The sequence below is a fragment of the Streptomyces sp. JL2001 genome, from assembly GCF_050917515.1.
GTDB lineage: Bacteria > Actinomycetota > Actinomycetes > Streptomycetales > Streptomycetaceae > Streptomyces.
Genome location: NZ_CP169421.1, coordinates 1,282,299 through 1,296,973 on the forward strand (window position 1 = coordinate 1,282,299; position 14,675 = coordinate 1,296,973).

At 70.9% G+C, this 14,675-nt stretch carries 12 protein-coding genes; 6 read left to right on the forward strand and 6 right to left on the reverse strand.

Going from position 1 to position 14,675, the window contains the following annotated elements:
• Positions 1-33 precede the first annotated feature (33 nt).
• The 4 genes from ACE1OA_RS05610 (at position 34) to ACE1OA_RS05625 (ending at position 4,889) form a co-directional block, all read left to right on the forward strand.
• The gene (locus tag ACE1OA_RS05610) at positions 34-2,274 is read left to right on the forward strand and encodes an MMPL family transporter (protein WP_432752389.1); all 2,241 of its coding nucleotides are present in this window, start codon (positions 34-36) and stop codon (positions 2,272-2,274) included.
• 346 nt (positions 2,275-2,620) lie between these two features.
• A complete protein-coding gene (locus ACE1OA_RS05615; protein ID WP_432752390.1) occupies positions 2,621-3,205 on the forward strand; it encodes an RNA polymerase sigma factor in 585 nt (194 codons plus the stop codon).
• The gene (locus tag ACE1OA_RS05620; protein WP_432752391.1) at positions 3,202-3,573 is read left to right on the forward strand and encodes a hypothetical protein; all 372 of its coding nucleotides are present in this window, start codon (positions 3,202-3,204) and stop codon (positions 3,571-3,573) included. The genes ACE1OA_RS05615 and ACE1OA_RS05620 overlap by 4 nt, the downstream gene beginning before the upstream one ends.
• A 149-nt stretch (positions 3,574-3,722) precedes the next feature.
• Positions 3,723-4,889, forward strand: coding sequence for a hypothetical protein (locus tag ACE1OA_RS05625; RefSeq protein WP_432752392.1), 1,167 nt, complete (start codon positions 3,723-3,725; stop codon positions 4,887-4,889).
• Between the two features lie 114 nt (positions 4,890-5,003).
• Here ACE1OA_RS05625 and ACE1OA_RS05630 read toward each other — a convergent pair whose 3' ends face one another.
• The 4 genes from ACE1OA_RS05630 to ACE1OA_RS05645 are packed head-to-tail and all read right to left on the reverse strand — an operon-like array spanning position 5,004 to position 8,481.
• Positions 5,004-6,512 carry a DUF4246 domain-containing protein gene (locus tag ACE1OA_RS05630; protein WP_432752393.1) on the reverse strand — a complete coding sequence of 503 codons (1,509 nt, stop codon included), beginning with the start codon at positions 6,510-6,512 and terminating at the stop codon, positions 5,004-5,006.
• A gap of 12 nt (positions 6,513-6,524) precedes the next feature.
• Complete coding sequence (locus ACE1OA_RS05635) at positions 6,525-7,025, reverse strand: WXG100 family type VII secretion target (RefSeq protein WP_432752394.1); 501 nt, start codon at positions 7,023-7,025, stop codon at positions 6,525-6,527.
• A gap of 48 nt (positions 7,026-7,073) precedes the next feature.
• Complete coding sequence (locus tag ACE1OA_RS05640; protein ID WP_432752395.1) at positions 7,074-7,730, reverse strand: hypothetical protein; 657 nt, start codon at positions 7,728-7,730, stop codon at positions 7,074-7,076.
• Positions 7,731-7,740: 10 nt separating this feature from the next.
• The gene (locus ACE1OA_RS05645; protein WP_432752396.1) at positions 7,741-8,481 is read right to left on the reverse strand and encodes an RNase A-like domain-containing protein; all 741 of its coding nucleotides are present in this window, start codon (positions 8,479-8,481) and stop codon (positions 7,741-7,743) included.
• A gap of 1,335 nt (positions 8,482-9,816) precedes the next feature.
• Here ACE1OA_RS05645 and ACE1OA_RS05650 point away from each other — a divergent pair.
• Positions 9,817-10,578: a hypothetical protein gene (locus tag ACE1OA_RS05650; RefSeq protein WP_432752397.1), complete on the forward strand. Its 762-nt coding sequence runs from the start codon at positions 9,817-9,819 to the stop codon at positions 10,576-10,578.
• A 255-nt stretch (positions 10,579-10,833) separates the two neighbouring features.
• Positions 10,834-13,410: a SpoIIE family protein phosphatase gene (locus tag ACE1OA_RS05655; protein WP_432752398.1), complete on the forward strand. Its 2,577-nt coding sequence runs from the start codon at positions 10,834-10,836 to the stop codon at positions 13,408-13,410.
• On the opposite strand, the gene ACE1OA_RS05660 is transcribed toward ACE1OA_RS05655, so the two are convergent.
• Together ACE1OA_RS05660 and ACE1OA_RS05665 are read right to left on the reverse strand one after the other, a co-directional pair.
• Positions 13,407-13,541 (reverse strand): hypothetical protein, encoded by a 135-nt coding sequence (locus tag ACE1OA_RS05660; protein WP_432752399.1) that lies wholly within the window; start codon positions 13,539-13,541, stop codon positions 13,407-13,409. The genes ACE1OA_RS05655 and ACE1OA_RS05660 overlap by 4 nt on opposite strands.
• Before the next feature lie 162 nt (positions 13,542-13,703).
• Positions 13,704-14,543 carry a hypothetical protein gene (locus tag ACE1OA_RS05665; RefSeq protein WP_432752400.1) on the reverse strand — a complete coding sequence of 280 codons (840 nt, stop codon included), beginning with the start codon at positions 14,541-14,543 and terminating at the stop codon, positions 13,704-13,706.
• Positions 14,544-14,675 lie beyond the last annotated feature (132 nt).

Genomic DNA, 14,675 nt, shown 5'->3' on the forward strand with positions numbered 1-14,675 from the left:
ACCGCCCGACCTCATCGACAGGACTCGCTCACCGTGGCTACCTTCCTCTCCGCACTGGGCCGCTTCGCCTTCCGAAGGCGAGGTCTGGTCGTCCTGCTGTGGCTCCTCGCCCTGGTCGGTGTCGGCTTCGCGGCCTCCACCGCCCCGCCGCCGCCCGCCGACACGTTCTCCATGCCGGGTACGGAGTCGCAGAAGGCGTTCGACCTCCTCCAGGAGAAGTTCCCCGCGGCCCGCGCGGACGGCGCCGCCGCCCGCGTCGTCATCCGCGCCCCCGGTTCCGAGAAGATCACCTCGCCCCGCCGCACCGCACAGGTCGAAGCGCTCGTCGCCGGCCTGTCACAGGCACCTCACGTGGTCGCCGTCGCCGACCCGTTCAAGACGAACGCCGTCAGCGGCGACCGTACGACCGCCTACGCCTACGTCACGTACGGGGCACGGGCCACCGAACTCACCGACGCGGCGCACGACGGACTGACCGCGGCGATGGAGCGGGCCCGGGCCACGGGTCTGGTCGTCGAGGCGGGCGGCGACGCCGTCGAGATCGAGCAGGCGATGGACGGCACGGGCGAGAAGCTCGGCATCCTCGTCTCCGCCGTCGTCCTGCTGCTCACCTTCGGCTCGCTGGTCGCCGCCGGGATGCCCCTGCTGACGGCCGTGCTCGGCGTCGGCATCGGCATCGGCGCCATCACCGCGCTCGGCAGCACCCTCGGGCTGTCGTCCACGACCTCGACCCTCGCCATGATGATCGGCCTCGCCGTCGGCATCGACTACGCCCTCTTCATCGTCTCCCGCTACCGCTCCGAGATCGCCGAGGGGCGGCCACGGGAGGACGCCGCCTCCCGCGCGGTCGGCACCGCGGGTTCGGCCGTCGTCTTCGCCGGACTCACCGTGATCATCGCCCTGGCCGGGCTCGCGGTGGTGAACGTCCCGATGCTCACCACGATGGGCCTCACCGCGGCCGGCACCGTCGCCGTGGCCGTACTCGTCGCGATCACCTTCGTACCCGCCCTCCTCGGGTTCGCCCCCGTCAGGGTCCTCGCCCGCCGGGACCGCGGGCGGCACACCGGCAAGCCGCTGTCGAGGCGTCAGGAGCGCCGGGCGGCCAAGCGCGCGGCCCGCGTGAAACCGAACCTGGGCGCGCGCTGGGCCGGATTCGTACTGCGCCGTCCCGTCGCCGTCCTGCTGACCGGCGTCCTCGGCCTCGGTGCCCTCGCCGTCCCCGCCGCGAGCCTCGAACTGGGCCTGCCCGGCGAGGGCACGATGGCCCCGCACACCACCCAGCGCAAGGCGTACGACCTGCTGTCGGACTCCTTCGGGCCCGGCTTCAACGGGCCGCTGACCATCACCGTCGAGGCGACGGACGCGAAGACGGCGGCGGAGCGGGTGCGTACCGCACTGGCGACGGTCCCCGGAGTCGCGACCGTCTCCCCGGTCACGGTCAACCCGGCCGCGGACACCGCCCTCGTCACCGTCGTCCCCGACTTCGGTCCGACGGACGCCAGGACCGAGGACCTGGTGCGCTCCCTGCGTGACAGGGCGGACGGGCTCGAGACGCGGACCGGAGCGTCCACGATCATGGTCGCGGGGCAGACGGCGATGTTCATCGACTTCTCCCGGACCCTGGACGACGCGCTGCTCCCGTACCTGGGGCTGGTCGTCGGCCTCGCGTTCCTCCTGCTGATGCTGGTCTTCCGCTCCCTGCTCGTCCCGCTCAAGGCGGCCCTGGGCTTCCTGCTGTCGGTGAGTGCGGCCCTCGGCGCCGTCGTCGTGGTCTTCCAGTGGGGCCGGCTCGCCGATCTCGTCGGTGTGGACCACCCCGGCCCGGTCATGAGCACCCTGCCGATCTTCATGATCGGCGTGGTCTTCGGTCTCGCGATGGACTACGAGGTCTTCCTGGTCTCCCGGATGCGCGAGGCGTACGCCCACGGCGCGCGCCCCGGAGAGGCGGTCGTGACCGGCTTCCGGTACGGCGGCCGGGTCGTCAGCGCCGCCGCGATCATCATGGCCGCCGTCTTCTCCGGCTTCGTCATGGAGGACAACGACTTCGTGAAGATGATCGGCTTCGGCCTCGCCGCTGCCGTCCTCTTCGACGCCTTCGTCGTCCGGATGGCCATCGTCCCCGCCCTCTTCGCCCTGCTCGGCAAGTACGCCTGGTGGCTGCCCGGCTGGCTCGACCGGATCCTGCCGAACATCGACGTCGAGGGCGAGCGCCTCCCGGAGCCCGGCGGCTCCTCGGCGGGACGCCCGTCGCGGGAGCGGCACCTCGTGGCCTGACCCGCCCGCGCGTCCTCCCGGCACACCGGCCCGGCGGCCTCCCCCCGCCGGGCCTCGCCCGTGCGCGTAGGCGAAAGCGGCGCAGGCGTTCCGTCATCTCCACGCGCCGCCAGGACGTCCCGAGAAAGTCCGGCCGCCGGTGAATCCTTTCCGGTCCTCCCCGCCTCCTGTATGCGTACCGGCCGAACGGGCCGGTGGAACCAGGAGGGAAACTCATGATGGTCACCGGCCTCGTCGTGATCGGAGTCCTGCTCGTGGGTGCGTGCGTGTGGCACCTGGCGCGGCGCTACCGGAGCCGGCGCTGAACGGCGTCCGCGGACGGCACGCACTCCGGAACGAGCAGGGAATGAACCGACGACGACACCTCGCATGGCCCGACGAACGCCTGGTCAAAGCCGCCCAGGACGGCGACCTCACCTCGCTCACCACGGTGGTGCTGGAGTCGCAGCCCCATGTGCGCAGGTTCGCGCTGTCGCTCTGCGCCTCGCCGCAGGACGCCGAGGACGCGGCGCAGGAGGCGCTGATCATCCTCTACCGGAAGATCGGCACCCTGCGGGCCTCGGGCGCGCTCGCCTCCTGGATGTTCCGGATCGTGCGCAACGAGTGCCTGCGGCAGGTACGGCTCCTCGTCGCGCGACGCGTCGACGGGACACCGGCCGAGGAGGAGGCGCCCGCGGAACCGTCCGCCGAGGAGGCGGTGCTGCACCGGCAGGAGGTCGCGAGGATCGCGTCCGCGGTCGGCGCCCTCCCCCGCGACCAGCGGCAGGTCCTGGTCATGCGGGACGTCCAGGGCCTGCCCGGCCGGACCGTCGCCCACGCCCTCGGCCTGAGCGACGCCGCGATGAAGTCCCGGCTGCACCGGGCGCGCGCGGCGCTGCGTCACTCGCTGGAGTCCGCCGACCGTCCCGAAGGAGAGGACACACGACCGTGAACACCGTGAACCGCGTGAACACCGAGAAGCCCGCACCGGGTGCGAAGCCCCGGTCGACCCCACGCTCCGCGGCACCCGGACCGGACTTCGCCAGCAGGTCGGTCCCCCGCCATCTGGCGCGCGGCGCCCTCGGCTTCGGACTGATCATCGGCTCGATCGCCCTGGTGCCCGTGGCCGGCCCGGCCACCCTGCTCGCGGCTCCGCTGGCCCTGATCGCCTTCCGCGGCTGCCCCACCTGCTGGATGGTGGGGCTGGCCCAGACCGTCTCGCGCGGCCGGCTGGAGCGCCGGTGCCGGGACGGCGTCTGTACGCTCACCGCGGCCCGCCCGGCGGGCGAGACCACGGAGCCGACGGCCGGTTCCGGGTGAGTGGCCCGGCGCACGAGGATGAAGCATGTCCATCATGACAGGTCAGAGCCGCTTTTCGTAGGACGGAACGCACAGTTCGCGAGCCTTGTCCGGTCCGCTCACCGACTCCCAGAATCTCCTTCGTGAATCACCCGGAGAACAGGGGGAACATGGGGAAGATCGATCACGACGCGGTGCTGCGGGCACGGGTGCTGCTGCTGGGTTCCGGCCGGCTGCGCCTGCTCGAAGAGGTCCACGCGTACCGGGTTCTGGCGGAGGTGAGCCCGAAGGCGTATCTGCCGAAGCTCGTCGACGCGCTCCTCCTGATGAGCTACCGCAGCCGGGACCCCGAGGTGGATCTGACACTGACCGCCGAAGCGGTCGAAGCCGCGCGGAGGATCGAGGCCGGGGCGCCGGCCCGGGCAGAACGGCTGCACAGGGCCCTCGACGCCTACCAGAGGGCTCTGTTCGCTCTCGGACGCCGAGCCGAGGGGCGCGCGGCCTGCGAGGAGATGGCCCAGGCGGGACGGAGCGGGCGGCCGGCGGAGGTACTGGCCGAGGAGGGGCGGTTCCACGAGGCTGCGAAGCTCAACGAGGATGCGGCGCGGAACGGTACACCGGAGTTCTGGAACAGGGTCGAGTGGGCGGCGAACCTGGAGGGCGCCGGCCTGCACGACGAGGCGTCGGCCGTCTTCCGCGAGCTCCTGGACCGGACCCGGCGCGAGGCCGCCGGGCAGCGCACGGCGGCGTCCATCCTCACCTGGGAGCTGGTGCACCACTCCCGGATGCGCGAGGCCGCCGGGCACGGGGCGGACGCGGCGGCCGTCCGCCGCCAGGCCCTGACCGTCCTGGAGGAGCTGGCGACGACGGGCGAGCCGAAGAACTGGAGCTGCCTCCTCGGGTGGTGGGTCACCCTGTTCGCCCTGTCGGGGCAGGCCGACGAACCGGCCGCGAGCGCCGAGTCCCCGATGCCGCCGTTCGGCACCGACCTCAGGCGGTCGAGCGCCACGCGGGTCTCCTTCCTCGGCACCCAGCCAGGGCTCGAAGCGGAGGCGGAGGCACTGCGCGGGGCCGGCCCACTGCCCGAACTGGTGGACGTCCAGCGCAGGATCAGCATCCGCGCGGCCATCCGCGACGGCAACCACCCCTATCGGTTCGAGGAGCGTTTCAAGCCGTCCTTCGACGAAGGCGTGACACTCGCCCGCCGCCTGCCCGACGACCCCGCACGCCTCGCCCGGGCCCTGACGGACCGCTCGATGTTCCTCGTCGCCGCCCGCACCTTCGAGCCCGCGTACGCCGACTTCGCCGAGGCCGTCGCCCTCGTCGACGCCCGGTAGGCGCGATGCCCGGGGCCGGATCGAGCCGCTGACCCCCGATCCGGCCCGCGGCGGCGGTCGGCGGTGGTCGGCGGTGTGCCGACGTGGCCGACCTGGAGGGAGCCGCCCTCTTGTCTAGTGCTCGCAGAGGGAGAACTCTCGTTCGTAGAGCTGCTCGTTGTGTTCGTCGACGAAGAACTTGCGCTCCTGCATGAGTTGTTCGCGGTAGTTCTCAGCCTGTTCGCGCGTCATGGTCGAGGTGTCGGACCACGGCTGCTGCGGTGGCACGTCGGAGGTCGAGACGATCGTTTCCGACGGGTCCACCAGGAAGAACGCGAGGATCTTGCGGTGTCCCGGGCGGGTGGGGTCCATGAGGCGGAACGAGCCGACGCGGTGTTGCAGGACGTTCGGGAACGCCAGGCAGCGACCCGCCGGCGTCGACGCCGATCCCAGCATCTGGTTCAGCGCGTCCTCGTCCTCCAGGCCGTAGACCTCGCGCAGACCGTTGTCGTCGTTCTGTTCGTAGTTCGGGTCGTCGAGTGCCGCCCGGAAACTCAGCCGGCTCTCGGTGATGTTCTCGCTGTCCCAGTAGTAGATGCCGGTGGAGACGATGCGCTCGTTCAACATCCCCTCGACATGCCAGGAACCACCCGCGTACTCGGGCTTGTCCGGCGTGAGATGAACGGTGGCCAGCTTGACGATGACCTGGAGACGGCGGCCGCGCAGGTCGACCCGGGCGGATTCGTCGGGCGACTCGGGCGGCGTGAAGGCCGGGGCGTCCGGGACGACCGGGCGGCGGTTCTCCCACCAGTCGTCCATGGCCGTTTCCCATGCACGGCGGGCCTCTTCGTAGGCCGCGGCGTCACTGAAGGAGGATCGGTCCGGATACTCCGGTTCCGAGTCGTACCACCCGTAGGGATCGGCCTCGATCCGCAGGGGCCGCGGATGGCGCAGATCGGTGAGCACGTTCTCCAGCAGCGGGCGCATCCGCGCGAACAGGTCCGGCAGGACGGCGGCCAGTTCGTGGTGAGTCTCGGGGTGGACGTTGTTGACGTACGAACGGAAGTCGACAGCGCCGTCGTCACCGACCTCGACGTCCGTGGGCAGCCACTGGAACCTCTCCGAGAACTCGTGCTTCGAGTAGCGGTCCGTCGGGTTGCGCCAAGCCCGCTCCGGCCCGCCGCTCACCTCTCTCACCAGGCAGAACAGTGAGGGATGAACCAGATCCAGCACCTGGCCGTCGGATCCGGGATGCCAGTCCCGCTCTGCTTCGGGGACCTGCTCCAGGACCCGCACCGCCTCGCGCAGCCGGGATCCGAGCTTGTCGTCGACCAGTGTGTCCGACTGCCACACCCCGTCGACGGCGGACACCTCGATGCCGGTTCGCCCGTCCCGCAGCGCGGCGTAGTGCACGAGTTCGGCAAGCACGTAGCGGACCTGTGCCTCGGTGAGGCCCTGGGCGACCGCCTCCTGCGTCCACCGGGCGACGATGCCGGCATCGTTCATCTTGTCGAACCACCCCGGCTTCGCCCGGATGTGCGCGCTGCACTCCATCATCTGGAGTTCCCGCAGCGTTCGGGGTGTCGCGAACGCGAGGGAACGCGCAGCGTGGAAGGGCAGCGGGAAAGCAGGCAGGCCGGTCAAGTCTCGTGGTCCCTACAGTCGGTCGGTGGGCGATGGCGGGAAGGATAGTTCAGCGGACTGACACCGCAGCCGTGGTCCCTGTCCGCCTGTGCAGGTACCCGCACCGGCCGGCGGCTGCCCGCCGGGACCGGAGCGCGGGCGGACGGTCAGCCGCGCAGCCGGACGGCGAGCGTGGCGAGCCAGGCGCCGGGGGTGAACGGCACCCTTCTTCATCTCGGCCCGGAACTGCCGCAGGCTGTCCAGCTCTTGGCGCGTGAAGCCGTCCCGGCTCATCCGCACCGCCTGCGCCAGGACTTCCAGGATCTCCCGGACCCGCACGGCGTCCGCACCGGCCTCCCGGTGCAGCTTCCGGTACGCCGTCGCCGCCTCGCTGCGCCACCGCGCCTCGGCCCGGTCGACGATCGCGTCCATCCGGCGCACCTGGCCGTCGATGTGCGTCCGCATGGCGTCCAGGTCGTCGGCGAGACGCTTCAGGTCCTCGTCCGCGACGGCGAGGTTCGGATCGATGGGCATGGCGGCGGCTCCTTCCGGGGCGATGGGGTGGTGGGTCGGTGCGGTGGGTCAGTGCTGCTCGGCGAAGTGGGCGTGGACGGCGTCGAGGAGGTAGCGGACGCGTGCGTGGGTCACGTGAGGCATGACGGTGGCGAAGGCGGCGTCGAACTCGGCGCGCGTGCGGAACAGGTACAGGATGCGCTGCAACTCCCCGGCGAGGTCGCCGAGTCGCTCATGGCAGTCGGGGTGCTCACTGGTCAGGATCTCGTCCAAGGCCTCGTCCACGCTGTCGTACTCCCCCGAGACCATCGACGAGACGAAGGCCGAGGTCAGCGAGAACCGTCCGCTCGCCTCCCAGCCGGACAACGGCAGCTCTGTCATATCCGGGTACATGAGGAACTGGCGGTCGCGGATGAGGGCGGCCATCGCGCGCAGGAAGTCCGCCGACGGATCGTCGCCGGCCGCCCAGGCCAGGGCCTGGCGGTACTCGGCGGGTCTGCTCTCGAACGCCTCGGTTCCGACCTCGTCGGCCAGAAGGTCCAGCAGGGAGGCCAGCACCGCTGGCGGCATCGCCGCTGACGTCGCCCTGGAATCCAGCAGGAAGCGGGACAGGCGCTGGAGTTCGTCCTCCAGCGGCGCGGCCCCCGGGTTGCGCGACGCCACGGCGATACGCAGCAGCAGCCCCACCGTGCCTTGGGTGAGGAACTCGTCGTGCTTCGAGATCACGTGGCGCATGTTACGGCGGGCACGGGAAGGCGGTGCGTACATAAAACGTACCGGACTCCGGCGAGTAGGCGAGAACCAGCCTCACGCTGTGGACCTGCTTCGGCTGGGCGCCGAAGCCCTGGGCCGTGAAGTCGGACTGCGAGACGGAGGATCCCGTCACGATGTTGTTCCCCTTCGCGTCCGTCACGGTGAAGACGTTCAGCTGCGGCGAGGACGCGGGGCTGAACGTCCCGTTGGCCACCCGCTGCTTCTGCCTCCCCATCCACTGCTCGATCGTCTGGATGTTGTCGGGGTCGTTCAGCGCGGCCTGGACGTGCTTCTGGGCGGCCGGAAGGTCCGGGAAGGCCGAGGCGTCGACGCCCTGGTCCCGTACGCGCATCCGCAGCTGGTCCGGGGAGAGGCCGACATGCCGGTCGATCGCGTAGGCGTCCTTCCCCGGTCTCAACGGGTCGTTCGGAGTGGCCTGATAGGGGTTGGTCTCCCATTCCATCGAGGCGAGGTCGATGCCGAACCTGTTGTTCGGGTTCCGCGACTGCTCGTTGAGCGGGACGATCGACCGGTCGAACTCGAAGAGCGAGCGCGCCCCGAACGCCTCCGCCCTCGCCGACTGCGACTGGAAGGTCGGCACCGCGCGCGAAGCCTCCCGCAGCGGTTCGAGCAGGCCCTTCACCTTCTCCGTCTGAGCCCGCAGCGCGGTCTCGTAGGTGTCGACGGCGCGGTTCACGGCGTCCGTGTCGATGCTGGCGAGCACTGCGGCACCCAGGCCCTTCCACAGCTTCTTGAGGCGCTCGAAGAAAGGCGTCGATGGTGCCGGTGAGCTGTCCCTGGATGATGCCGAGGCCCGTCTGGTACGGCAGCCATGCCTGCGAGAGCTCGTTGACCTTGAGGTAGTTCGGGAGCGGCAGGATCTCCAGCGCGCGGCCGGTGCGCAGCGCTTCCTCGATCACGGTGCGCATCAGGGAGCCGGGGATGTCTCCGCCGTCGAAGATGTCGGCGAATTCGTCGACGGCGTTGCCGTCCCGGACGCCGAACGGCGGCGGGGCCGTGTACGCCGGAGGCGCGGAGATGACCTGCGGCGGCGGCTGCGGCGCGAAGGGTGGATTGAGCGGGTGGGTGGCCGCGTCCGCCTGACGGAAGTTGTTTCCCGTGGTGGTGAAGCCGACGGCCGCGCCGCCGATGGCGACCACGGCCTTGCCGTGTGCCTCCATGAGCAGGGCGACGACCGCGGCGTACTGGGTGGCGAACTCGGCGGTGACGGTGCCGGATCCGCCGACCTTGGAGTAGCCGGCGTGAACGTCGAGGAACTGCACGAGCGCCTTGTGGAACGACTGCTGCTCGACGGCGAGGGCCGTCGCCACCTGGTACAGATGGAGCGGCTGGACGTCGAAGCCGCCGGGGCCCGTCCATGGGTTGGTCACGGCGGGCGAGATCGTCGTGGGCGTACGCGTAGCGGCGGTCGTCCGTGTCGGTCCACGAGACCCGCTCGGCGCGGTCACCCGGTACGCCTACGACGAGGCCGGCCGGGTCCGCACCGACCGGGCGGGGCTGCCGCTCGCCGTCACCAACCGGCTCGGCGCCACCACGACGTACGAGCGGGACGCCTTCGGGCGGGCACACGGCGGTCACCGACCCCCTGGGCGCGGTCACACGCACGGAATGGACGGTCGTGTTCGACCGGCTCGCCGTCGCGGTGCGCGGGGAGAGCGTGCTGACCCGGCTGCGCGACCGGGCGGGCCGGCTCCTCGAGGAGAAGGTCGACGGCCGCACCCTCGCCTGCACCTACGACGCCGCGGGCCGCCGCGACGCGCTGACCACGTCCGGCCGACGGATCGGCTTCACGCGCGACGCGGCGGGCAGAAGTACCTGCGGGGCCATCTGCAGTCGCCGGCCCACTACGTCGACGGCGCGACGGGGGCGCGGATCATCATCGACCGCAGCCTCGACCCGTCGAGGCCGGTGGCCATCATCCGCCAGGACCATATGATCCACGCGTACCACATCGACCCGGAGGACCTCTCCCACTACATCACTCCGCGGGACGGCGAGAACACGGCGAAGTGGCGGACACCGAAGGACGACGAAGTGAATGGGTAGCCGCAGCGGTACACCCCCGAACCCCGTACCCGGCCTGCCGGGCTACCGCGCCGAGCCGTCCTACGACCCCGGTCAGAGCCGGGTCTTCCCGGCCCCGGTGCCGCCGGAGCTGCGGGCTCTGGGGGACGAGGTCCGGGCGGTCGCCTGGCCGGTGCGGCTCGCCTTCCGCGGCTCCCGGATCGCCCTGCTCGACTCGCTCTGCCGCTGGCAGACGCTGCGCGCGCTGGCGTACGTGCACCTCCTGGCCACCCGCACGGCGGACGAGCGGCTGCCGGCCGACCTGAGGGTGGTGCCCGGCCCCGAGACCGCCGGCGATCCGGGGTCGGCCGCACTCCTGGCGCGGCTGGAGTCGGCCGCCGTGGACCTCCCGGCGGACCTGCTGGACGCGGTCGTCTGCGACAGCGGCGGACTGCTCGCGGACAACCGGTTCGCGGCGTCGGTGCTGGCCGCCGGGCTCACCGCCGATTCCCGGCCGGGGGACCCGGACGAGGCGGTCTCCCGCGCGGTCGTGCTCACCAGCTACTGGTACGAGGTTCCCGAGCGGCGCGGTGCGCTGGCCCTGGCGTGGAGCGCGAACCAGTTCGTCCGTTCGTGGCTCGCGTGGTCGCAGCGGTTCGTGTACGGCGACCCGGCGGGTGGCATCGGCATCACCGCCGACCCCCGCCCGCCCCGCCCCACGGCTTCCGCCCTCCCGGACTGGGTGGCCCCCCTGCTGGGCCGCATCGCACGGGAGGAAACCGGATCGGCGCCGTGACCTGGACGTGGCGCACCTCGACCTGGACGCCCTCGTCCCCCAGATCATGGATCGACGCCCATCCCCCTGACTCGCGAGGGAGGGAACCTTGTGCAGTGGCCCAGATGCGCACCGTGAACGCCAGGAGCCCTGGCCTCGGGGAGGTGCTACAACTGGGGTTGTGAGCCCGTCTCGTCTCTCGTGCCCGGCGTACCGGTGCGGTCGAACCTAGGCAGAAGATTCGGAAGCGTCGCCGGACAGGTCTTCGTCCTTCAGGTGGCGATCGTGGTGCTGCTCGCCGCCGGGGCCCTCCTGGCTCTGGTGCTGCAGTCGCGGTACGACATCGACCGTGAAGCGCGCAACCGGTCGGTTTCCGTGGCTCAGACCTTCGCGAACTCCCTGGGCCTGCAGGACGCGCTGAGTTCGCCGGACCCGTCCGCGATCCTGCAGCCCCTCGCCGAGGAGACACGCAAGGACGCAGGCGTGGACTTCATCGTGGTGATGGACACGAACGGCATCCGCTACAGCCACCCCCAGCCCGACCGCATCGGCGAGCGGTTCGTCGGCACGATCGAGCCCTCACTCGCCGGCGAGGTGTACACCGAGAGTGTGGAAGGGCCGCTCGGTAAGGAGATCCAGGCGATCGTCCCGGTCACCTCGCCCGAGGGTAAAGTGGTCGCCCTCGTCTCGGCAGGTCTGACGGTGGAGAGCGTGACCGGCATCGCCGACCGTCAGCTCCCGGTCATCCTCCTGGCCATCGCCATCGGTCTGGCTCTGGCCACCGTCGGCACGGCGCTGATCAGCCGAAGACTGCGCCGCCAGACCCACGGGCTCGGCACGCAGGAGATGACCCGCATGTACGAGCACCACGACGCGGTGCTCCACTCCGTCCGCGAAGGGGTGCTGATCACGGACGGCGAAGGACGACTACTCCTGGCGAACGACGAGGCCGGACGGCTGCTCGGCCTGTCGGACGACGCCGAAGGACGCCCCGTCGACGAGGTCGGCATGGATCGCCGCATGGCGGAACTGCTGCTGTCCGGCCGGGTGGCCACCGACGAGGTGCTGCAGGCCGGGGACCGGCTGCTCGTGGTCAATCAGCGGCCCACCCGCCCGCATGGCTCGGCGGTCACCATCCGCGACTCCACCGAGATGCAACTCCTGAGCAGCCGGGCGGAGACGGCCCGCAAGCGGCTCAAGCTGCTGTACGACGCCGGGGGTGACATCGGCACCACCCTCGACGTGGTCCGCACCGCGAAGGAACTGGCCGACGTCGCCGTTCCCCAGTTCGCGGACTTCGTCACGGTCGACCTGGCCGACCCGGTACTGAAGGGCGACGAGCCCGGCCCGGGCGCCGACATGCGGCGCACGGCGGTCAGCGGCATCCGATCCGATCACCCGCTGTACCCGCTCGGCGCACTGATCGACTTCCTGCCGTCCACACCGCAGGCCCGTGGCTACGGTACGGGCACGGCCGAACTCGTACCCGATCTCCATGACGCGCCGGGCTGGCACGCCCAGGACCCGCCGCGGACGTCCCGGATCGTCGACTACGGCATCCACTCGCTCATCGCGGCTCCGCTGAAGGCCAGGGGTGTCGTGCTCGGGATCGTCAACTTCTGGCGGTCGCAGAAGCCGGAACCGTTCGACGAGGACGACCTGTCCCTGGCCGAGGAGCTTGTCGGCCGCGCCGCGGTCACCATGGACAACGCCCGCCGCTACACCCGCGAACACAATCTCGCCGTGACGCTCCAGCGCAGCCTGCTGCCGCAGGATCTGCCCGAGCAGAGCGCGGTGGACGTCGCGCACTTCTACCAGCCCGCCCAGTCCGGAGTGGGCGGGGACTGGTTCGACGTGATCCCGCTGTCGGGCAGCCGCGTCGGGCTCGTCGTCGGAGACGTCGTCGGGCACGGCCTGCACGCCGCGGCCACCATGGGGCGGCTACGCACGGCCGTGCACAACTTCTCCTCCTTGGATCTGCCGCCCGACGAACTCCTCGCCCGTCTCGACAACCTCGTCCAGCGCATGGACCAGGAAGGCGACAGCGCGCCCTCGGACGCCGGTGTCCTGGGCGCGACCTGCCTGTACGCCGTCTACGACCCGGTCTCCCAGAACTGCACCATGGCGCGGGCAGGACACATGCCACCGCTTGTGGTCGCCCCGGACGGCACGACGACGATCTCGGAACTGCCGGCCGGCCCCCCGCTGGGGCTGGGAGGCATGCCGTTCGAGACCATGGAAATACACCTGGCGGAAGGCAGTCAGCTCGTCCTGTACACCGACGGGTTGGTCGAGGAGCGGAGCCGGGACATCTCAGTGGGCGTGGAAAAGCTGCGCACGGCGCTGAGCCACCCCGACCGAGACCCGCAAGCCAGCCGCCGCGCCGTACTCGACGCCCTGCTCCCCGGCCGGCCGGCCGACGACATCGCGCTGCTCATCGCCCGGACACGGACTCTGGGCCCCAGCCGGGTCGCAGAGTGGGATGTACCGTTCGACCCGAGCGAGGTCGGCGCCATACGCGGCCTCGCGGCCGGGCAACTCGAGGAGTGGGGCCTGCAGGAACTCGCCTTCACGACAGAACTGATCCTCAGCGAGCTCATCACCAACGCCATACGGTACGCCGCCGCGCCAGTTCGCGTTCGTCTGTTGCGCGATCGCACTCTGACCTGCGAGGTGTGGGACGGCAGCAGTACCGCCCCGCATCTGCGGTATGCCGCCACCACGGACGAGGGAGGCCGCGGACTGTTCCTGGTGGCCCAGCTCAGCGAGCACTGGGGCACCCGGTACACACCGGAAGGCAAGGTCATCTGGGCCGAACAGGTCCTGCCCGCCGCTGACAGTGCCCTCTCCTAGGGGGTGTCTTCGTGCAAGCCGGCCTCGCCGGTGACGCGGATGCCGATCCTCCCGCCTGGACGGAACCGGAGCGGCCCGGGAGCACGGATGTCGATCTGCTGGTCCAGGCCGTCCACGGCGATGGTGACCATGGAGTCGTGGGTGGCCGAAGAAGCGGACGGGCCACCGGGTCCCCCACCCACGACCGCCGGCGCGTCCGCGGCTCTTCTGCTCGGCGGTTGCTGCAGTCGGAGGGCTGCATCGGGCATGCGGGCATGGCACCTGACGCGGCTGCCGGAGGCCTCTCCCCGCTGCTACTGGAAGCTCAGTTGATGGGGGTGGAACGCGTCTGTGGGGCAGGTGTGGATACGCAGGTAACCGCGCCCCAGGTACACGCCCGTGGGGGTGATGACGTGCCGGTACAGATCGGGGCGGCGATCTTCCAGGGGAGCCCAGCTCTCCGAGGCGGGATCCCATTCGACATGGTGGGCGGTGAGGAGCGGGGGCATGGAAGTGCCGCACATGGTGCAGTCGACGGGGCGCGGGTCGGTGAGGTGCCAGGTGGCGAAGCCGCCGACCTTCCAGCCCGGGGCGAGGGACAGGTCGCTGGAGTACTCGGTGGGGAAGTCCGCTTCCGCCTCCTGCTCGTCCTCTTCGAGGAGCTCCTCCTCCCACGTCGCGATGGCTTCCTGCAGATCCTCGGGGAGCAGGCCGAGGTATTCGTGTTCGACGATTTGCTCGGGGTGGAGGTCGCAGGGCTGGGGAACGCACTCGGGTGAGCCGACGACAAGCGGCTCGGGCTGTTCGCTGAGTACGGCACCGATGTCCTGGCTGCGGCGCCACTTCAATACGACGTCTACGCTCGCGTCGGGGCCGTGCGCCTCGAACGGGCACCAGAAGACCTGGAGGAGGTCGTACCCCGGGGGCCCGGTGAGGTCGGGGATGTCCCGTGCCCACAGCTGCGCGGCGGCCAGCATCGGGATGGGGTCCGCGTCGCCGATGCCGGGGTCGTGCAGCCCGTCCCGGAGGGTGGCGAGGAGAGCGATCTCCTCTTCGGTCTTCTTCCGCCCCTCCGAAGCCGCATGGATACGGCGTGCGAGTCGGACGTCGGCCAGCAGGTGCCCGGTTCCCTTGGGGTGGACGGCAGTGCACATCGGCCAGGGTTCGTCGGCCGGCCACAGCATGGGGCCTGCGACGGAGCTGTCCTGTGCCTTCGGGTCTCCGGGGCGCGGGTGAAGTCGCGTCGCTGTCCGCCGGAACTCGGCGAGGCCGGGAAAGAGCTCCTC